The organism is Curtobacterium sp. BH-2-1-1, from assembly GCF_001806325.1.
In the GTDB taxonomy this organism is placed as follows: domain Bacteria; phylum Actinomycetota; class Actinomycetes; order Actinomycetales; family Microbacteriaceae; genus Curtobacterium.
Genome location: NZ_CP017580.1, coordinates 1,980,391 through 1,997,132, shown reverse-complemented (window position 1 = coordinate 1,997,132; position 16,742 = coordinate 1,980,391). Strand labels below are relative to the sequence as shown.

Here is a 16,742-nt window from a genome sequence, read left to right as displayed (position 1 = left end):
TCACTGTCGCTTGGTTGGATTACCGGTGTGATCCCCGAGCCGGTCTGCGGGTCGGGCGCCACGCCCAGTAGGCATGACACACCAAAGATCGATCCTATGTGGTAAACCCAGGATTGCCAAGTGGAGACGGCGAAGTCCCCACGTCTGGGGCTTCACAGCGGTGTCTGAGCGTTCCACAGTGGTTTGACGGCGCGCTCCGGGGTCCCGTTGGTCACCGGCCCCTAGCGTGGCCGTCGCCCCCCGCCCGTGCAGACCGCGCCGCACGGACCACCGAACGGAGACCACGTGCCCGACGCCACCCGACGCCCGTTCGCCCGCCACGGCCGCCTCCCGCGCCGCCGCGGATGGGGCACGCTCGCGTCGATCGTGGCGTCCACCCTCGCCGTCGTCCTCGTGAGCGGGACGAGCGTCGCCGCCATCGCGGGTGCGCAGCTCGCCACGGCGCCGAGGACGGTCAAGCTCAGCACGGACGACCAGAGCACCGCGCAGACGGCCGACATCACGGCCATCAAGGGCGGTGCGAACATCCTGCTCATCGGCAGCGACACCCGCATCGGACAGTTCGACTCGGACGAGGACGTCGAGGGCGCCCGCAACGACGTCACGATGCTCATCCACATCTCGCAGGACCACACCCAACTGACCGCGGTGAGCTTCCCGCGCGACCTCATGGTGCCGATCCCGGCGTGCACGAACCCCGAGAGCGGGACCACGTACCCGGCGGCCACGTCCGCGCAGTTCAACACGGCACTCGGGAACGGCGGGGTCTCGTGCGTCGTCGACACCGTCGAGAACCTCACCGGCCTGAGCATCCCGTACGCCGGGCTCATCACGTTCGACGGCGTCATCGAGATGTCGAACGCCCTCGGCGGCGTGGACGTGTGCGTCGCGGACCCGATCAACGACTCCTACACGAACCTGCACCTGACGGCCGGCTCGCACAAGCTCGAGGGCACGGACGCGCTCGCGTTCCTCCGCACCCGGCACGGCGTCGGCGACGGGAGCGACCTCGCGCGCATCAGCTCGCAGCAGGTGTTCCTGTCGGCCCTGCTGCGCAAGGTCACCTCGGACGGGACGCTCTCGAACCCGATCACCCTCTACAAGCTCGCCGGCGCCGCGCTGTCGAACATGACGCTGTCCGACGGCCTCGCCCAGGCACGCACGCTCGTCGGACTGGCCGGGGCCCTGCGCGGGATGAGCACGGCGAACATGCTCTTCGTGCAGTACCCGGTCGCGGACGACCCCGAGGACAGCGCGCGCGTGATCGTCGACCAGGACGCTGCCCACACCCTCAACGTCGCGCTGCAGAACGACCAGAAGACCTCGCTGAGCGACTCGAGCACGGGGCGCGCGTCGGAGGAGTCCTCCGGGTCGAGCGGGACGGCGACCGCTGCTCCGTCCACGGGGACCTCGACCGGCACCTCGTCGGCCGGTGGGTCCTCGGCCGGGACGTCCTCGGGTACCGCGGCCGGCACCGGCACGGCGTCCGGATCGGCATCCGGCACCGCCACGAGCGCCGCGACCGGTTCGGCGACGCCGCTGCCCTCGTCGATCACCGGACAGAGCGCGTCCGAGGAGACCTGCTCGGTCGGCAACGACTGAGCCCGGCGCGGCGCCCGTCGCGCGGTGCGCGTCGCGCGCCGCGCGCGGGTGCGCACGCTGACGACGAGTGCACGTGGTCCACACGGTGCAGACGTCGTGGACGTGCGCAGGGACGGACCGGAGGCGCGTGGCGGGGCCGCACCGCGCCTCCTGGCCGTCCGACGGGACCGGACGCGACGGCGCTCACGCGCCGGGTCAGGCAGTGCCGCCTGCGGGAGACGCGACCGACGGGAAGGCGCGACCTACGGGATCGGGACCGGCGTCACACCCAGCGGGGCGAGGCCCGCAGCACCGCCGTCGGCCGCCGTCAGCACCCAGATGCCGTCGGCGTGCACCGCGATGCTGTGCTCCCAGTGCGCCGCGTCGGAACCGTCGAGCGTGCGGACGGTCCAGTCGTCGTCGTCCGTCGAGCTGTCGATCGTGCCGGCCGTGACCATCGGCTCGATCGCGACCACGAGTCCGGGCTTGACCGCCGGACCGGCGCCGCGGACGCGGTAGTTGAAGACGGGCGGGTCCTCGTGCATCGAGCGGCCGATGCCGTGGCCGGTGTAGTCCTCGACGATGCCCCACGCGCCGGTCTCGTCGATGGCGTCCTCGATGACGGCGCCGACCTCGTGCAGGTGCTTCGCGTGCGCGAGCGCCGCGATGCCGTGCCAGAGCGCGCGCTCGGTGGTGTCCGAGAGCGTCTGCCGGGCCGCACTGACACCGGCGTCACCACCCGGGACGACGACCGTGAAGGCACTGTCACCGTTCCAGCCGTCGACCTCGGCACCGGCGTCGACCGACACGACGTCACCGGGCTGGAGCACACGCTCCCCCGGGATCCCGTGCACGATCTCGTCGTTCACCGACACGCAGAGCGTGTGCCGGTAGCCCGGGACGAGCTGGAAGTTCGGGATGCCGCCGCCGTCACGGATGACCCGCTCGGCGATGGCGTCGAGCTCGCCCGTGGTGATGCCCGGACGGATCGCGTCGCGGACCGCCGCCAGTGCGTCGTGGGTCAGCAGACCCGGACGCACCATGGCGTGGAGCTCGTCCGGCGTCTTGTAGATCGAGGGCTTGCGGAACCGCACCACGCTGGCGTCAGACGCCCGCGGTCAGCCCACGCGAGGACAGCGCGGCCTGGATCCGGTCGCCGACCTCGTCGATGCCGCCGAGGCCGTCGACGTCGACGACGAGCCCACGCTCGCCGTACGCCGCCACGATCGGAGCGGTCTGCTCGGTGTAGACCTGCTGCCGACGACGGATGGTCTCCTCGTTGTCGTCGCTGCGGCCCTGTTCCTCGGCGCGCTTCAGGAGGCGGCCGACGAGCTCGTCCTGGTCGGCGACGAGCTGCACGACCGCGTCGATGCCGGTGCCCTGCTCGGCGAGGAGCGCGTCGAGGTACTCGACCTGCCCGACCGTGCGGGGGTAGCCGTCGAGCAGGAAGCCGTTCTCGGCGTCGGCCTCGTGCAGGCGCGACTTCACGAGCTCGTTCGTGAGCGAGTCGGGGACGTAGTCGCCCGCGTCCATGATCGCCTTCGCCTGAACGCCGAGCGGGGTGCCCTCTGCGACGTTCTTGCGGAAGATGTCACCCGTCGAGACGGCGGGGATCCCGAACGCGTCGGCGATGCGACCGGCCTGGGTGCCCTTCCCGGCTCCGGGAGGTCCGACGATGATGAGACGTGCGCTCAACGGAGAAGCCCTTCGTAGTGACGCTGCTGCAGCTGCGAGTCGATCTGCTTCACGGTCTCGAGGCCGACACCCACGATGATGAGGATGCTCGCGCCGCCGAACGGGAAGTTCTGGTTCGCACCGAAGAACGCCAGCGCCGCCAGCGGGATCAGGGCGATGAGACCGAGGTACAGGGAGCCGGGCAACGTCACCCGGGTGAGAACGTAGTCGAGGTACTCGGCCGTCGGACGACCGGCCCGGATGCCCGGGATGAAGCCGCCGTACTTCTTCATGTTGTCGGCGACCTCTTCGGGGTTGAAGGTGATCGCGACGTAGAAGTACGTGAAGCCGACGATGAGCAGGAAGTACAGGACCATGTAGAACCAGTTGTCACCCGAGGTCAGGTTGTTCTGGATCCAGGTCACCCACGCCGCCGCCTCGCTGCCGTCGGAGGGCTGGTTGAACTGCGCGACCAGGGCCGGCAGGTACAGCAACGACGAGGCGAAGATGACGGGCACGACGCCGGCCATGTTCACCTTGATCGGGATGTACGTGTTGTTGCCGCCGTACGTGCGGCGACCGACCATGCGCTTGGCGTACTGCACGGGGATGCGCCGCTGCGACTGCTCGACGAACACGACGGCCATCATGATCACCAGGCCGACGAGGATGACGAACAGGAACAGCTCGAAGCCGTTCGACTGCTCGATCGCCCAGAGCGCCGAGGGGAACTGCGCCGCGATGGACGTGAAGATGAGGAGCGACATGCCGTTGCCGATGCCGCGCTCGGTGACGAGCTCGCCCATCCACATGATGAGGCCGGTACCGGCGGTCAGGGTGACGACCATGAGCATGATCGCGTACCAGCTGTCGTTCGAGATGATCGACGAGCAGGAGGCCGAGGCGTTGGTGCCGAACAGGGCACCGGAGCGGGCGACCGTGATCAGCGTGGTGGACTGCAGCACGCCGAGCGCGATGGTGAGGTAGCGCGTGTACTGCGTCAGCTTCGCCTGACCGGACTGCCCCTCCTTGTAGAGGGCGTCGAAGTGCGGGATGACCACGCGGAGCAGCTGCACGATGATCGACGACGTGATGTACGGCATGATGCCGAGCGCGAAGACCGAGAGCTTCAGCAGCGCGCCGCCGGAGAAGAGGTTGATCAGGTCGTACAGACCCTGCTGCGACGATGCGCTGGCGAGACAGGTCTGCACGGATGCGTAGTCGACGAACGGCGCGGGGATGTACGACCCCAGGCGGAACAGCGCGATGATCGCGAGGGTGAAGCCGATCTTCTTGCGAAGATCTGGGGTGCGCATGATGCGCGCGACCGCTCTGAACACGAGGACTCCGAACTTCTGGGACCGGCGGCCCGTCGAGGGGCCGTCACCGGTGTGGTCGGCAGGACCGACCTGGCCGGCGGACGCCGACCACTGTCAAGGAAACCGTAACGGCGGCCCGTGCGCAAACGCACGGGCCGCCGACGGGGTTACTGGGAGACGGTGCCGCCAGCAGCCGCGATCTTCTCGGCGGCGGACGCCGAGACCTTGTCGACCGAGACCGTGAGCTTCACGCTGATGTCACCCTGACCGAGAACCTTGACCTTCTCGTTCTTGCGGACGGCGCCCTTGGCGACCAGGTCCGCGACGGTGACGTCGCCACCGTTGGGGTAGAGCTCCGCGATCTTGTCCAGGTTCACGACCTGGTACTCGACGCGGAACGGGTTCTTGAACCCGCGGAGCTTCGGGGTGCGCATGTGCAGCGGCATCTGCCCACCCTCGAAGCCGACCTTGACCTGGTAACGAGCCTTCTGGCCCTTGGTACCACGGCCGGCGGTCTTGCCCTTGGAGCCCTCACCACGACCGACGCGGGTGCGAGCCTTCTTGGCGCCCTCTGCCGGACGGAGGTGGTGCAGCTTCAGGACCTGCACGCGCTCGTTCTTCTCGTCGCTCATGCGTCGACCTCCTCGACCTTCACGAGGTGCGCGACCGTCGCGACGTACCCGCGGTTCTGGGCGTTGTCCTCACGCAGGACCGTACGGCCGATGCGCTTGAGACCCAGGCTGCGGAGCGTGTCGCGCTGGTACTGCTTCTCGCTGATAACGGACTTCGTCTGCGTGATCTTCAGCATCGCCATCACGCACCTGCCTTCTCGGACGCGGCACGCAGAGCAGCGGCCTCGGCCTGGAGCAGACGGTCCGGGACGACCCGGTCGACGGGGAGACCGCGACGGCTTGCGACCGCACGGGGCTCCTCGAGCTGCTGCAGCGCCGTGACGGTCGCGTGCACGATGTTGATGGTGTTCGACGAACCGAGCGACTTGCTCAGGACGTCGTGGATACCGGCGCACTCGAGGACGGCGCGGACCGGACCACCGGCGATGACACCGGTACCGGCAGCGGCCGGACGGAGGAGCACGACGCCGGCAGCGGCCTCGCCCTGCACCGGGTGCGGGATCGTGTTGCCGACGCGCGGGACGCGGAAGAAGTTCTTCTTCGCTTCCTCGACGCCCTTCGAGATGGCGGTCGGGACCTCGCGGGCCTTGCCGTAGCCGACACCCACGAGACCGTTGCCGTCACCGACGACGACGAGCGCGGTGAAGCTGAAGCGACGACCACCCTTGACGACCTTGGAGACGCGGTTGATGGTCACGACGCGCTCGAGGAACTGGCTGTCGCCACCCCGACCGTTGCGGTCGTTGCCACGGCCGCCACCCTGCTGACGGTCGCGACCGCCACCACGGCGGCCACGGTTGTCGGCGGAGTCGCGGTTGTTCGATGCCGAACCGGCTGCGGTCTCGACGGGGCGCTCGACGACGGGGACCTCGGGCTCCTTGGCCGCGGGGGCCGTGGTGCTCGTGGCCTCGGCCTCGGTCGCCTCAGCGGCCTCGGTCGTTTCGACGTTGGCGTCTTCGTTCGTGTTCGCGATGTCGCTCACAGGTTCAGCCCTCCTTCACGGGCACCATCGGCGATCGCGGCGACGCGACCGGCGTACTTGCTACCACCGCGGTCGAAGACCACGGCCTCGACGCCAGCGGCCTTCGCGCGCTCGGCGAGGAGTTCGCCGACACGACGGGCCTTGGCGGTCTTGTCGCCGTCGAACGTACGGAGGTCGGCCTCCATCGTCGACGCGCTGGCCAGCGTGTGGCCCTTGGCGTCGTCGATGACCTGGACGAACACGTGACGCGCCGAACGGGTGACAGCGAGACGCGGACGGGCCTCGGTGCCGGTGATCTTCTTGCGGAGGCGGTTGTGACGGCGCGCCTTGGCGGCCGACTTGCTCTTGCCTCGTGTCTTGAGGAGACCCATGATCACTTACCTGACTTTCCGGCCTTGCGGCGCACGATCTCGCCGGCGTAGCGGACACCCTTGCCCTTGTAGGGCTCGGGCTTGCGCAGCTTGCGGATGTTTGCAGCGACCTCGCCGACGGACTGCTTGTCGATGCCGTTGACGGTCAGCTTGTTGTTGCCCTCGACGGCGAAGCTGATGCCCGCGGGCGGCTCGACCGTGATCGGGTGGGAGTAGCCGAGCGCGAACTCGACGTTGTTGCCCTTCGCCTGCACGCGGTAACCGGTGCCGACGACCTCGAGGCCCTTGGAGTAGCCCTGGGTCACGCCGACGATGTTGTTCGCGATGAGGGTGCGGGTCAGGCCGTGCAGCGCACGCGAGCTGCGCTCGTCGTCCGGACGGGTGACGAGGACCTGGTTCTCCTCGACCTTGGCCTGGATGGGCTCGGCGACGACGAGCGCGAGCTCGCCCTTCGGGCCCTTGACCGCGACGTTCTGACCATCGATGGAGACGGTCACGCCAGCGGGGATGTCAATGGGAAGACGTCCGATACGAGACATTGTCGATCACCACACGTAGGCGAGGACTTCCCCACCCACGCCCTTCTGCTCGGCTTCACGGTCGGTGAGCAGTCCCGACGAGGTCGAGAGGATCGCCACGCCGAGGCCACCGAGGACCTGGGGGATCTCCGTCGACTTCGCGTAGACCCGGAGACCGGGCTTCGAGACGCGCTTGATGCCGGCGATCGAACGCTCGCGCTCGGGGCCGTACTTCAGGTCGATCGTGAGGGTCTCGCCCACGCGGGCGTCCTCGATCTTCCACTCGCTGATGTAGCCCTCGCGCTTGAGGATCTCAGCGATGTTCTTCTTCAGCTTGGAGCTGGGAAGCGAGACGGCGTCGTGGTGCGCCGAGTTCGCGTTCCGCAATCTGGTCAGCATGTCTGCGACCGGATCGGTCATCGTCATGATGGTCGTCCATTCTTCGCCTGGTTTCGACACCCGTTCCACGAATGCCGACCTGAGCGATCGGGTGATCCTGGGGCGATTCCCCTGGATCGGTGTGTTCGTGCGTGCGGGCCGGAGGACGTGAATCCTCCGGCCCGCACCGCCCGAAGTATCTTAGACCGTCTGCTCGGCAGAACGGAACGGGAACCCGAGCTGGCGGAGCAGCGCGCGGCCCTCGTCGTCCGACTTCGCGGTGGTCACGACGGTGATGTCGAAGCCACGCACGCGGTCGATGCGGTCCTGGTCGATCTCGTGGAACACGGACTGCTCCGTGAGACCGAACGTGTAGTTGCCGTTGCCGTCGAACTGCTTGTCGCTGAGACCGCGGAAGTCGCGGATGCGGGGCAGTGCGAGGGTCACGAGACGGTCGATGAACTCCCACGCGCGGTCACCACGGAGGGTGACGTGCGCGCCGATGGCCTGGCCCTCACGCAGCTTGAACTGCGCGATGGACTTGCGGGCCTTCGTGACCTGGGGCTTCTGACCCGTGATCGCCGTGAGGTCCTTGATGGCCCCCTCGATGATCTTCGAGTCGCGAGCGGCCTCGCCGACACCGGTGTTCACGACGACCTTGACCAGACCGGGGACCTGGTTGACGTTCGCGTACCCGAACTGCTCGGTGAGGGCAGCCTTGATCTCGTTCTTGTACTTCTGCTTGAGGCGCGGCTCGACCTTGGTCGCCGGCGCGGCAGTCGTGTCGGTCATCAGAGCTTCTCACCCGACTTCTTGGCGTAGCGGACTCGGACGGTCTTCTTGACGCCGTCCTTCTCCACCTCTTCGTTGCGGAAACCGACGCGGGTCGGCTTCTTGGTCTTCGGGTCGACGATGGCGACGTTCGACACGTGGATCGGAGCCTCGTGCTGCTCGATGCCACCGGTCTTCGAGCCGCGCTGCGTCTGGCCGACGCGGACGTGCTTCGTGACGAAGTTCACGCCCTCGACGACGACGCGGTTCTTGTCCTTGAGGACCTCGATGACCTTGCCCTGCTTGCCACGGTCACCGCCGCGCTCCTGCTTGGCACCCGTGATGACCTGGACCAGGTCACCCTTCTTGATGTTCGCCATGGCTTACAGCACCTCCGGCGCGAGCGAGATGATCTTCATGAACTTCTTGTCACGGAGCTCGCGACCGACCGGACCGAAGATGCGCGTGCCGCGCGGGTCGCCGTCAGCCTTGAGGATCACTGCCGCGTTCTCGTCGAACTTGATGTAGGAGCCGTCCTGACGACGGGTCTCCTTCTTGGTGCGAACGATGACCGCCTTGACGACGTCACCCTTCTTCACGTTGCCGCCGGGGATGGCGTCCTTCACCGTGGCGACGATGACGTCACCGAGACCGGCGTAGCGACGACCCGAGCCACCGAGCACGCGGATGGTCAAGATCTCCTTGGCACCCGTGTTGTCGGCGACCTTGAGGCGGGATTCCTGCTGAATCACTGCTGTCTCCTATTCCGAAGCAGGCCGGGGCCTACTTGGCCTTCTCGAGGATCTCGACCAGGCGCCAGCGCTTGGAAGCGCTGAGGGGACGGGTCTCGCTGATCACGACGAGGTCGCCGACACCAGCGGTGCCGAGCTCGTCGTGGGCCTTCACCTTGGACGTGCGACGGATGATCTTGCCGTAGAGCGCGTGCTTCACGCGGTCCTCGACCTCGACCACGATGGTCTTGTCCATCTTGTCGCTCGTGACGTAGCCACGACGCGTCTTGCGGTAGCCGCGAGCGGAGGCGGCGGAGGTCTTCTCTTCGTTCGCCATTACTTCTCCTCGGCGGTCTCGGCCTCGGCCGACTCAGCCGGCTTCTCAGCCTTCTTGGTCGTCTTCTTGGCCTTGGGGGCGGTCTCGACGGGCGCGGGAGTGGCACGGATGCCGAGCTCGCGCTCGCGGAGGACGGTGTAGATGCGAGCGATGTCGCGCTTGACGGCACGGAGACGACCGTGGCTCTCCAGCTGGCCGGTGGCCGACTGGAAGCGGAGGTTGAAGAGCTCCTCCTTGGCCTTCTTCAGTTCGTCAGCAAGACGCTCGTTCTCGAACGTGTCGAGCTCCGTCGGACGGAGCTCCTTGGAACCGATCGCCATTATGCGTCGCCCTCCTCGCGCTTGATGATGCGTGCCTTGAGGGGCAGCTTGTGGATTGCACGGGTCAGCGCCTCACGGGCGATGTCCTCGTTGACGCCGGAGAGCTCGAAGAGCACACGGCCCGGCTTGACGTTGGCGACCCACCACTCGGGGGAACCCTTACCGGAACCCATGCGGGTCTCGGCGGGCTTCTTCGTGAGCGGACGGTCCGGGTAGATGTTGATCCACACCTTGCCGCCACGCTTGATGTGACGCGTCATGGCGATACGAGCGGACTCGATCTGACGGTTGGTCACGTAAGCGGGCGTCAGCGCCTGGATGCCGTAGTCACCGAACGACACCTTGGTGCCACCGGTGGCCTGGCCCGAACGCTTCGGGTGGTGCTGCTTGCGGTGCTTGACTCGACGGGGAATAAGCATGGTTACGCCTCAACTCCTGCGCCGGCCGGCGCGTCCTGCGGGGCCTGCTGCTGACGGCCGCCACGGTCGCCGCCACGGCGGTCGCCGCGCTCGCCACGGGGGCCGCCACGACGCTCCGGGCGCGACGAACGCTGGTTCGCCTGCTCGCGAGCGAGCTCCTTGTTCGTGATGTCGCCCTTGTAGATCCAGACCTTCACGCCGATGCGGCCGAACGTGGTCCGGGCCTCGTAGAAGCCGTAGTCGATGTTCGCGCGGAGCGTGTGCAGGGGCACGCGGCCCTCGCGGTAGAACTCCGAGCGCGACATCTCGGCGCCGCCGAGACGACCCGACACCTGGATGCGGACACCCTTGGCGCCGGCGCGCTGTGCACCCTGCAGGCCCTTGCGCATGGCGCGACGGAACGCGACACGAGCGGAGAGCTGCTCGGCGATGCCCTGCGCGACGAGCTGGGCCTCGGTCTCGGGGTTCTTGACCTCGAGGATGTTGAGCTGGATCTGCTTCTTGGTGAGCTTCTCGAGCTCGCCACGGACGCGCTCCGCCTCGGCGCCCCGGCGACCGATGACGATGCCCGGACGCGCGGTGTGGATGTCCACGCGGACGCGGTCACGGGTGCGCTCGAGCTCGATGCGGGCGACGCCGGCGCGGTCGAGGGTCTTCTTCAGGTACTCGCGCACCTTGATGTCCTCGGCCACGTAGTCGGCGTAGCGCTGACCCGGCTTCGTGCTGTCGGTGAACCAGTGCGAGACGTGGTCCGTCGTGATCCCGAGACGGAAGCCGTACGGGTTGACCTTCTGGCCCATTACTTGCTCGCCTTCTTGCTCGTCGCGGCAGCCTCGACCTCATCCGGCGTCGCGAGGACGACCGTGATGTGGCTGGTGCGCTTGTTGATGCGGAAGGCGCGGCCCTGGGCGCGCGGCTGGAACCGCTTCAGGGTCGTACCTTCGTCGACGAAGACGCGGCTCACGTAGAGGTCGCGCTCGTCGAGGAAGCTGTTCGTCGAGTCCGCCTTGACCCGTGCATTCGCGATCGCCGAGGCGACCAGCTTGTACACGGGCTCCGAAGCGCCCTGGGGGGCGAACTTCAGGATGGCGAGGGCCTCGTGGGCCTGCTTGCCGCGGATCAGCTCGATGACGCGACGGGCCTTCTGAGGCGTGACGCGGATGTGTCGCACGCGTGCGATCGACTCCACCATTTCGTTCCTCCTCTGCGTCGCCGCCTTAGCGGCGACGGCCCTTCTTGTCGTCCTTCACGTGACCACGGAAGGTGCGGGTCGGCGCGAACTCGCCGAGCTTGTGACCGACCATCGACTCGGTGACGAACACCGGGATGTGCTTGCGGCCGTCGTGCACGGCGATCGTGTGCCCGAGCATGTTCGGGATGATCATCGAGCGACGCGACCAGGTGCGGATCACGTTCTTGGTGTTGGCCTCGTTCTGCGTGACGACCTTGCGGAGCAGGTGCTCGTCGACGAAGGGGCCCTTCTTCAGACTGCGTGGCATCTTCTGAACTCCTACTTGCGCTTCTTGCCGGCGTTACGGCGACGGACGATGAGCTTGTCGCTCGGCTTGTTCGGCTTGCGCGTGCGACCCTCGGCCTGACCCCACGGGCTGACCGGGTGACGGCCACCGGAGGTCTTGCCCTCGCCACCACCGTGCGGGTGGTCGACCGGGTTCATCGCGACACCACGCACGGTCGGGCGGACGCCCTTCCAGCGCATGCGGCCGGCCTTGCCCCAGTTGATGTTCGACTGCTCGGCGTTGCCGACCTCGCCGATCGTGGCGCGGCAGCGTGCGTCGACGTTGCGGACCTCGCCCGACGGCAGACGGAGCTGCGCGTAGGGGCCGTCCTTGGCGACGAGACGCACCGAGGCGCCGGCCGAACGCGCGAGCTTGGCGCCGCCACCGGGGCGGAGCTCGATCGCGTGCACGACGGTACCCACGGGGATGTTGCGCAGCGGCAGGTTGTTGCCCGGCTTGATGTCCGCACCGGCGCCCTGCTCGATGACGTCGCCCTGCTTGAGCTTGTTCGGCGCGATGATGTAGCGCTTCGTGCCGTCCACGTAGTGCAGGAGCGCGATGCGCGCCGTGCGGTTCGGGTCGTACTCGATGTGCGCGACCTTGGCGTCGATGCCGTCCTTGTCGTGACGACGGAAGTCGATCACGCGGTACTGACGCTTGTGGCCACCACCGATGTGACGGGTGGTGATGCGGCCGGAGCTGTTGCGGCCACCGGTCTTCGGCAGCGGACGAAGCAGCGACTTCTCCGGCGTCGAACGGGTGATCTCAGCGAAGTCGGCGACCGACGAGCCGCGACGACCGGGGGTCGTCGGCTTGTAGTTACGAATAGCCATGATTTATCCCTCTGGTCCTCAGCCGACAGCCGTGAAGATGTCGATCGAACCGGACTTGAGCGTCACGATGGCACGCTTGGTGTCCTTGCGCTTGCCCATGCCGAAGCGCGTGCGACGGGTCTTGCCCGGACGGTTCAGCGTGTTGATGCTCGCGACCTTGACGTCGAAGATCTTCTCGATGGCGAGCTTGATCTCGGTCTTGTTCGAACGGGGGTCCACGATGAACGTGTACTTGCCCTGGTCGATCAGGCCGTAGCTCTTCTCCGAGACGACCGGCGAGATGATGATGTCGCGCGGGTCCTTGTTGAAGCCGCTCATGCGGAGATCTCCTTCGCGGTCTTCGACGCGATGAAGGCGTCGAGTGCGCTCTTGCTGAAGACGAGCGCGTCGGCCTTGAGCACGTCGTAGGCGTTGAGCTGGCCGTACGAGAGCGCGTGGACGTTCGGCAGGTTGCGGATCGACTTGAGCGTGAGCTCGTCGTCCTGCTCGAGCACGACGAGCACGTGCTTGACGGGCGCGACCTTCTCGATGAGCGTGCGGGCGGTCTTGGTCGACGGCACCTCGGCCGCGACGAAGCCCTCCACAGCGGAGATGCGGCCACCGCGGGCGCGGTCCGAGAGCGAGCCGAGCAGAGCAGCGGCGATCATCTTCTTCGGGGTGCGCTGCGAGTAGTCGCGCGGGGTCGGTCCGTGGACGACGCCACCACCGGTGTGCTCCGGAGCGCGGACCGAACCCTGACGGGAGCGGCCGGTGCCCTTCTGCTTGAACGGCTTGCGACCAGCACCGCGGACCTCGCCGCGGTTCTTGGTCTTGTGGGTGCCCTGACGCGCGGCTGCGAGCTGCGCGGTGACGACCTGGTGGATCAGCGGGACGTTGGTCTCGACATCGAAGAGCTCGGCGGGGAGCTCGACGGTGCCGGACTTGACGCCCGATGCGTCGAGGACGTCGATCGTGGTTGCGGTCGTGGTGGCCATGATCACTTACCCTTCACGGCGGTGCGGACGAAGACGGAGCGACCGCGAGCACCGGGGATCGCGCCCTTGACGAGCAGCAGACCCTTCTCGGCGTCGACGGCGTGCACCGTGAGGTTGAGGACGGTCACACGCTCGCCACCCATGCGACCCGCCATGCGCATGCCCTTGAAGACACGCGACGGGGTCGACGAAGCACCGATCGAACCGGGCTTGCGGTGGTTGCGGTGGGCACCGTGCGAAGCGGACACACCGGCGAAGCCGTGGCGCTTCATGACACCGGCGAAGCCCTTGCCCTTGGAGGTGCCGACGACGTCGACCTTCTGGCCCGCCTCGAACGTGTCGACGGTGAGCTCCTGGCCGAGCGTGTACTCAGCGGAGTCGTTGGTGCGGATCTCCGTGAGGGTGCGGCGCGGGGTGACCCCGGCTGCCTCGAAGTGGCCGGCGGCCGGCTTGTTGACCTTGCGCGGGTCGATGGCGCCGGCGGCGATCTGGATCGCCTCGTAGCCGTCGCGCTCGACGTTGCGGATCTGGGTGACCACGTTCGGGCCGACCTCGATCACGGTGACGGGGATGAACTTGTTGTTCTCGTCCCACACCTGGGTCATCCCGAGCTTCTTGCCGAGGAGGCCCTTGACGGTCTTGGTTGAGTTCGCCATCAGTCCAGCCCCCTTACAGCTTGATCTCGATGTTGACGTCGGCCGGGAGGTCGAGTCGCATGAGCGAGTCGACGGCCTTCGGCGTCGGGTCGACGATGTCGATGACCCGCTTGTGCGTGCGCTTCTCGAAGTGCTCGCGCGAGTCCTTGTACTTGTGGGGAGAACGGATCACGGTGACCACGTTCTTCTCGGTGGGGAGCGGCACCGGGCCGACCACGGTCGCACCGGCACGGGTCACCGTGTCGACGATCTTCCGGGCCGACGTGTCGATGACCTCGTGGTCGTACGACTTGAGCCGGATGCGGATCTTCTGTCCCGCCATGTGTCTCTTTGTCCTCTCTGCGCCGCGCACCCTCGGGCCGCCTGACGCCGCCGCCACCGTGCATTCCTGCAGGGCTTGGCTGTTTTCTGTGAACCAACCGGCCGCATCCGCTGGGGATGACCGCTGTTCTCGTGTCAACCGCGCGGAGCGACCTGGGCCGTTCAGCGTGGGCATGTCGTCTCCCGCACGCTCTGGGCACAGCAGTGCCCGTCACGCTTGGTGGGGAGTCGATCGTGTTCTGCTGCCTGCGGCCCAACCCAGCCCTGCTGGACAGGGGGGTTGTGCACTGCCAGAGCAGTGATCCTGCGCACGCGAACGCGCGCGGAATTTCGGAACCGGACAAGTCTCGCATAGGCACGGCATCCGTGCAACCCGGGCGTGTCGCGGATCACGGGCGTGTCGGGATCGGCCCGCTTCCCCGGATCCACGCGGATCGAGGGCCAGGAGGCGCGGGTCGCCCCCGACGCACGACGTGCCCTCCGGAGCCGGTCCGGAGGGCACGTCGCAGGGGTCGGTCGGGACTACTCCGCGACCACCGGGGGGACGAACCACGGGGGGAAGACCGCGACCCGGGGAGCGTGTCCGCCGTGGTCCTTGAGCACGGCCTTGACCGTCTGGCGGACGCGGTCGTTGGGGACGCCGATGACCGCGACGGCGGAGAACGGCACGCTCGGGCCGGCGAGCAGCTCGAGGCCGAGCATCTCCGGGTCGGTGAAGTCCGTGCGACGGATGAGGTTCGTCGCGGCCTCGGGCCCGACCGCGAACCGGACGTCCTCGGCGTCGGCGTCCTGGTCGGCGACGATGACCGACGCCCCGAAGGCCGACACCGGCACGACGAGCATGATGTACTCCGTCGCCCGGGTCCGGCGGGCCGCGTCGGACCACCGCTCGCCCTCGGCGCCGGTGCGCAGCTCGTCCCAGCGGGTCGCGTCGGGCGACAGCGTGAACGGCACGTGCGCGGCGACCGGGGAGCCGTCGGGGGCGTGTGCCTCGGCGCGTGCGGCCCGGGCAGCGGCGGAGGCGACGTCGACGACCGGCGTCACGGCGTCCGACGCGAGGATCGCACCGGACCCCACGATGTCGTCGAGGTTGTCCACGTGCGTCACGTGGTGCGCGCGGAGCGAGGCGAAGTCACGCGCCTCGGGCAGGTCGGGCACCGGGGACCGCAGCGAGGACGCCGGGGTCGCCGCCTGGCCGGGCACGGTCCGGAGCGAGGTGGTGATCCGGGTGCGACGCGGGGTCGGGGTGGTGGGGAGCTCTGCTGCCTCGCGCTGCCGTGGCGCGCAGATGTCGCAGAGTTCGGTGGGGAATCCGTGGATGCACTCGTCAGTCACGACTGGTGGGGTCCTTCCGTGCCCGGGTGGGGGTGTTCGGGCACGAGGTCCAACGGTACGTCATCCCGGCCCCTTCCCGGTCACTGTCGGTAGAGCAGTGCGCGGACCTCCGACTCGGCCGCGTGCGTGCGGTCGGGGTCGATGGTCTCGCCGTGGTCGTAGGCGTCGAGCAGGCGCGGGTCGATGTAGCTCTGGCGGCACACCGTCGGGGTGTTGCCGAGTTCCTCGCTCGCGACCTTCACCGCGTGCGACACCGCCTTCTTCCGTTTCGCCGCGGACGACTGCGGCCCGGTCGCCGCGAGGTCGACCGCGGCGGCGACGGTGCCGTGCAGGGTGCGGAAGTCCTTCGCGGTGAACTCGTCACCGGCACGTTCCTTCACGTACTCGTTGATGTCCTCGGCGGAGAGGGGCTCCCACTCGGCGCCGCGGCGTGCACGGAACGAGAGCAGCCGGGCGTTCGGTCCGCGTCGCTTCATGCCCGCGATGACGGTCGCGAGGTCCGGGTCGTGGATCGACGACGACCACTCCTGGCCGCTCTTGCCCGGGAAGTCGAGCTCGATGTCGTCGCCGGAGACGTGGGCGTGCGCGCACAGCAGGGTGGACAGACCACGGCTGCCGTGCTCGGTGGCGTACCGCTCCGACCCGACCCGCAGGGAACCCTGGTCGAGCATCCGGAAGGCCGCCGCGAGGGCACGCTGCCGGTCTGGCTCCGGCCGCCGGAGGTCCATGGTGACCCCGCGTCGTGCGACCGGCAGGGATTCGGCGAGCGCCAGCGCACGGTCGTACTTGATGCGGTCCATCCGTTCGCGCCAGGACGGGTGGTACATGTACTGCCGCCGACCGGCGCCGTCGACGCCGGTCGCGAGCACGTGCCCGTTGTCGTACGGCGAGATCCACACGTCGTCCCACGCGGGCGGGATGACGAGGTCCTCGAGACGCTGCCGGACCGCGGCGTCGGTGACGGTGGTGCCGTCCGGGTCGCGGTAGGAGAAGCCACGCCCGCTGCGGACGCGGTGGTAGCCGCGACCGTTGGTCGCGGAGCGGCGGAGACGGGTCACGCTCTCGATTCAACT

The 16,742-nt window shown here is 68.1% G+C and carries 26 protein-coding genes; 1 reads left to right on the top strand and 25 read right to left on the bottom strand.

Features of this window, described 5'->3' with window-relative positions; genetic code table 11:
* Positions 1 to 285: 285 nt before the first annotated feature.
* A complete protein-coding gene (locus tag BJK06_RS09510) occupies positions 286 to 1,602 on the top strand; it encodes an LCP family protein (RefSeq protein WP_070417690.1) in 1,317 nt (438 codons plus the stop codon).
* Positions 1,603 to 1,844: 242 nt separating this feature from the next.
* Here BJK06_RS09510 and map read toward each other — a convergent pair whose 3' ends face one another.
* The 25 genes from map to BJK06_RS09385 form a co-directional block, all read right to left on the bottom strand.
* Entirely contained in the window at positions 1,845 to 2,624 is a 780-nt protein-coding gene (gene map, locus BJK06_RS09505) for a type I methionyl aminopeptidase (protein ID WP_070419353.1), read from the bottom strand.
* 61 nt (positions 2,625 to 2,685) lie between these two features.
* Positions 2,686 to 3,276, bottom strand: a complete 591-nt coding sequence (locus tag BJK06_RS09500) for an adenylate kinase (protein ID WP_070417689.1) — start codon at positions 3,274 to 3,276, stop codon at positions 2,686 to 2,688.
* The gene (gene secY / locus BJK06_RS09495) at positions 3,273 to 4,595 is read right to left on the bottom strand and encodes a preprotein translocase subunit SecY (RefSeq protein ID WP_070417688.1); all 1,323 of its coding nucleotides are present in this window, start codon (positions 4,593 to 4,595) and stop codon (positions 3,273 to 3,275) included. Before secY ends, BJK06_RS09500 begins: the two co-directional genes overlap by 4 nt.
* A gap of 146 nt (positions 4,596 to 4,741) precedes the next feature.
* Entirely contained in the window at positions 4,742 to 5,206 is a 465-nt protein-coding gene (gene rplO / locus BJK06_RS09490; RefSeq protein ID WP_022906356.1) for a 50S ribosomal protein L15, read from the bottom strand.
* Positions 5,203 to 5,388 carry a 50S ribosomal protein L30 gene (gene rpmD, locus BJK06_RS09485; protein WP_022906355.1) on the bottom strand — a complete coding sequence of 62 codons (186 nt, stop codon included), beginning with the start codon at positions 5,386 to 5,388 and terminating at the stop codon, positions 5,203 to 5,205. Before rpmD ends, rplO begins: the two co-directional genes overlap by 4 nt.
* Positions 5,388 to 6,188 carry a 30S ribosomal protein S5 gene (gene rpsE, locus BJK06_RS09480; RefSeq protein WP_070417687.1) on the bottom strand — a complete coding sequence of 267 codons (801 nt, stop codon included), beginning with the start codon at positions 6,186 to 6,188 and terminating at the stop codon, positions 5,388 to 5,390. The genes rpmD and rpsE overlap by 1 nt, the downstream gene beginning before the upstream one ends.
* Positions 6,185 to 6,559: a 50S ribosomal protein L18 gene (rplR, locus tag BJK06_RS09475; protein ID WP_031261773.1), complete on the bottom strand. Its 375-nt coding sequence runs from the start codon at positions 6,557 to 6,559 to the stop codon at positions 6,185 to 6,187. The genes rpsE and rplR overlap by 4 nt, the downstream gene beginning before the upstream one ends.
* A 2-nt stretch (positions 6,560 to 6,561) precedes the next feature.
* Positions 6,562 to 7,098 (bottom strand): 50S ribosomal protein L6, encoded by a 537-nt coding sequence (gene rplF / locus BJK06_RS09470; RefSeq protein WP_031261772.1) that lies wholly within the window; start codon positions 7,096 to 7,098, stop codon positions 6,562 to 6,564.
* A 6-nt stretch (positions 7,099 to 7,104) separates the two neighbouring features.
* Entirely contained in the window at positions 7,105 to 7,503 is a 399-nt protein-coding gene (gene rpsH, locus BJK06_RS09465; protein WP_022906351.1) for a 30S ribosomal protein S8, read from the bottom strand.
* A gap of 153 nt (positions 7,504 to 7,656) precedes the next feature.
* Positions 7,657 to 8,247: a 50S ribosomal protein L5 gene (gene rplE / locus BJK06_RS09460; protein WP_022906350.1), complete on the bottom strand. Its 591-nt coding sequence runs from the start codon at positions 8,245 to 8,247 to the stop codon at positions 7,657 to 7,659.
* A complete protein-coding gene (gene rplX, locus BJK06_RS09455) occupies positions 8,247 to 8,606 on the bottom strand; it encodes a 50S ribosomal protein L24 (RefSeq protein ID WP_022906349.1) in 360 nt (119 codons plus the stop codon). Before rplX ends, rplE begins: the two co-directional genes overlap by 1 nt.
* Positions 8,607 to 8,609: 3 nt before the next feature.
* Positions 8,610 to 8,978, bottom strand: a complete 369-nt coding sequence (gene rplN, locus BJK06_RS09450) for a 50S ribosomal protein L14 (protein ID WP_017885523.1) — start codon at positions 8,976 to 8,978, stop codon at positions 8,610 to 8,612.
* A 31-nt stretch (positions 8,979 to 9,009) separates the two neighbouring features.
* Positions 9,010 to 9,294 (bottom strand): 30S ribosomal protein S17, encoded by a 285-nt coding sequence (rpsQ, locus tag BJK06_RS09445; RefSeq protein ID WP_022906348.1) that lies wholly within the window; start codon positions 9,292 to 9,294, stop codon positions 9,010 to 9,012.
* A complete protein-coding gene (rpmC, locus tag BJK06_RS09440) occupies positions 9,294 to 9,614 on the bottom strand; it encodes a 50S ribosomal protein L29 (protein WP_022906347.1) in 321 nt (106 codons plus the stop codon). The genes rpsQ and rpmC overlap by 1 nt, the downstream gene beginning before the upstream one ends.
* Positions 9,614 to 10,033: a 50S ribosomal protein L16 gene (rplP, locus tag BJK06_RS09435; protein ID WP_022906346.1), complete on the bottom strand. Its 420-nt coding sequence runs from the start codon at positions 10,031 to 10,033 to the stop codon at positions 9,614 to 9,616. The genes rpmC and rplP overlap by 1 nt, the downstream gene beginning before the upstream one ends.
* Before the next feature lie 2 nt (positions 10,034 to 10,035).
* Complete coding sequence (gene rpsC, locus BJK06_RS09430) at positions 10,036 to 10,833, bottom strand: 30S ribosomal protein S3 (protein WP_022906345.1); 798 nt, start codon at positions 10,831 to 10,833, stop codon at positions 10,036 to 10,038.
* Positions 10,833 to 11,225 carry a 50S ribosomal protein L22 gene (rplV, locus tag BJK06_RS09425; protein WP_022906344.1) on the bottom strand — a complete coding sequence of 131 codons (393 nt, stop codon included), beginning with the start codon at positions 11,223 to 11,225 and terminating at the stop codon, positions 10,833 to 10,835. The genes rpsC and rplV overlap by 1 nt, the downstream gene beginning before the upstream one ends.
* A gap of 25 nt (positions 11,226 to 11,250) precedes the next feature.
* Positions 11,251 to 11,532 (bottom strand): 30S ribosomal protein S19, encoded by a 282-nt coding sequence (gene rpsS, locus BJK06_RS09420; RefSeq protein ID WP_022906343.1) that lies wholly within the window; start codon positions 11,530 to 11,532, stop codon positions 11,251 to 11,253.
* An 11-nt stretch (positions 11,533 to 11,543) separates the two neighbouring features.
* Entirely contained in the window at positions 11,544 to 12,383 is an 840-nt protein-coding gene (rplB, locus tag BJK06_RS09415; RefSeq protein WP_070417686.1) for a 50S ribosomal protein L2, read from the bottom strand.
* Between the two features lie 18 nt (positions 12,384 to 12,401).
* Positions 12,402 to 12,701: a 50S ribosomal protein L23 gene (rplW, locus tag BJK06_RS09410; protein WP_022903283.1), complete on the bottom strand. Its 300-nt coding sequence runs from the start codon at positions 12,699 to 12,701 to the stop codon at positions 12,402 to 12,404.
* Positions 12,698 to 13,357 (bottom strand): 50S ribosomal protein L4, encoded by a 660-nt coding sequence (gene rplD / locus BJK06_RS09405; RefSeq protein WP_070417685.1) that lies wholly within the window; start codon positions 13,355 to 13,357, stop codon positions 12,698 to 12,700. Before rplD ends, rplW begins: the two co-directional genes overlap by 4 nt.
* A 2-nt stretch (positions 13,358 to 13,359) precedes the next feature.
* Positions 13,360 to 14,013 (bottom strand): 50S ribosomal protein L3, encoded by a 654-nt coding sequence (gene rplC / locus BJK06_RS09400; protein ID WP_070417684.1) that lies wholly within the window; start codon positions 14,011 to 14,013, stop codon positions 13,360 to 13,362.
* A 13-nt stretch (positions 14,014 to 14,026) separates the two neighbouring features.
* A complete protein-coding gene (gene rpsJ, locus BJK06_RS09395; protein WP_022903286.1) occupies positions 14,027 to 14,335 on the bottom strand; it encodes a 30S ribosomal protein S10 in 309 nt (102 codons plus the stop codon).
* A gap of 521 nt (positions 14,336 to 14,856) precedes the next feature.
* Positions 14,857 to 15,669, bottom strand: a complete 813-nt coding sequence (locus tag BJK06_RS09390) for a DarT ssDNA thymidine ADP-ribosyltransferase family protein (RefSeq protein WP_070417683.1) — start codon at positions 15,667 to 15,669, stop codon at positions 14,857 to 14,859.
* A gap of 80 nt (positions 15,670 to 15,749) precedes the next feature.
* A complete protein-coding gene (locus tag BJK06_RS09385) occupies positions 15,750 to 16,727 on the bottom strand; it encodes a DNA topoisomerase IB (protein WP_070417682.1) in 978 nt (325 codons plus the stop codon).
* Positions 16,728 to 16,742: the final 15 nt, after the last annotated feature.

What these genes read in the sequence shown, in the direction of transcription:
- map (WP_070419353.1), bottom strand. Translation starts at nt 2,624, where the DNA reads ATGGTGCGTCCGGGTCTGCTGACCCACGACGCACTGGCGGCGGTCCGC.
- rplO (WP_022906356.1), bottom strand. Translation starts at nt 5,206, where the DNA reads ATGAGCGACGAGAAGAACGAGCGCGTGCAGGTCCTGAAGCTGCACCAC.
- rpmD (WP_022906355.1), bottom strand. Translation starts at nt 5,388, where the DNA reads ATGGCGATGCTGAAGATCACGCAGACGAAGTCCGTTATCAGCGAGAAG.
- rplR (WP_031261773.1), bottom strand. Translation starts at nt 6,559, where the DNA reads ATGGGTCTCCTCAAGACACGAGGCAAGAGCAAGTCGGCCGCCAAGGCG.
- rplF (WP_031261772.1), bottom strand. Translation starts at nt 7,098, where the DNA reads ATGTCTCGTATCGGACGTCTTCCCATTGACATCCCCGCTGGCGTGACC.
- rpsH (WP_022906351.1), bottom strand. Translation starts at nt 7,503, where the DNA reads ATGACGATGACCGATCCGGTCGCAGACATGCTGACCAGATTGCGGAAC.
- rplE (WP_022906350.1), bottom strand. Translation starts at nt 8,247, where the DNA reads ATGACCGACACGACTGCCGCGCCGGCGACCAAGGTCGAGCCGCGCCTC.
- rplX (WP_022906349.1), bottom strand. Translation starts at nt 8,606, where the DNA reads ATGGCGAACATCAAGAAGGGTGACCTGGTCCAGGTCATCACGGGTGCC.
- rpsQ (WP_022906348.1), bottom strand. Translation starts at nt 9,294, where the DNA reads ATGGCGAACGAAGAGAAGACCTCCGCCGCCTCCGCTCGCGGCTACCGC.
- rpmC (WP_022906347.1), bottom strand. Translation starts at nt 9,614, where the DNA reads ATGGCGATCGGTTCCAAGGAGCTCCGTCCGACGGAGCTCGACACGTTC.
- rplP (WP_022906346.1), bottom strand. Translation starts at nt 10,033, where the DNA reads ATGCTTATTCCCCGTCGAGTCAAGCACCGCAAGCAGCACCACCCGAAG.
- rpsC (WP_022906345.1), bottom strand. Translation starts at nt 10,833, where the DNA reads ATGGGCCAGAAGGTCAACCCGTACGGCTTCCGTCTCGGGATCACGACG.
- rplV (WP_022906344.1), bottom strand. Translation starts at nt 11,225, where the DNA reads ATGGTGGAGTCGATCGCACGCGTGCGACACATCCGCGTCACGCCTCAG.
- rpsS (WP_022906343.1), bottom strand. Translation starts at nt 11,532, where the DNA reads ATGCCACGCAGTCTGAAGAAGGGCCCCTTCGTCGACGAGCACCTGCTC.
- rplB (WP_070417686.1), bottom strand. Translation starts at nt 12,383, where the DNA reads ATGGCTATTCGTAACTACAAGCCGACGACCCCCGGTCGTCGCGGCTCG.
- rplW (WP_022903283.1), bottom strand. Translation starts at nt 12,701, where the DNA reads ATGAGCGGCTTCAACAAGGACCCGCGCGACATCATCATCTCGCCGGTC.
- rplD (WP_070417685.1), bottom strand. Translation starts at nt 13,357, where the DNA reads ATGGCCACCACGACCGCAACCACGATCGACGTCCTCGACGCATCGGGC.
- rplC (WP_070417684.1), bottom strand. Translation starts at nt 14,013, where the DNA reads ATGGCGAACTCAACCAAGACCGTCAAGGGCCTCCTCGGCAAGAAGCTC.
- rpsJ (WP_022903286.1), bottom strand. Translation starts at nt 14,335, where the DNA reads ATGGCGGGACAGAAGATCCGCATCCGGCTCAAGTCGTACGACCACGAG.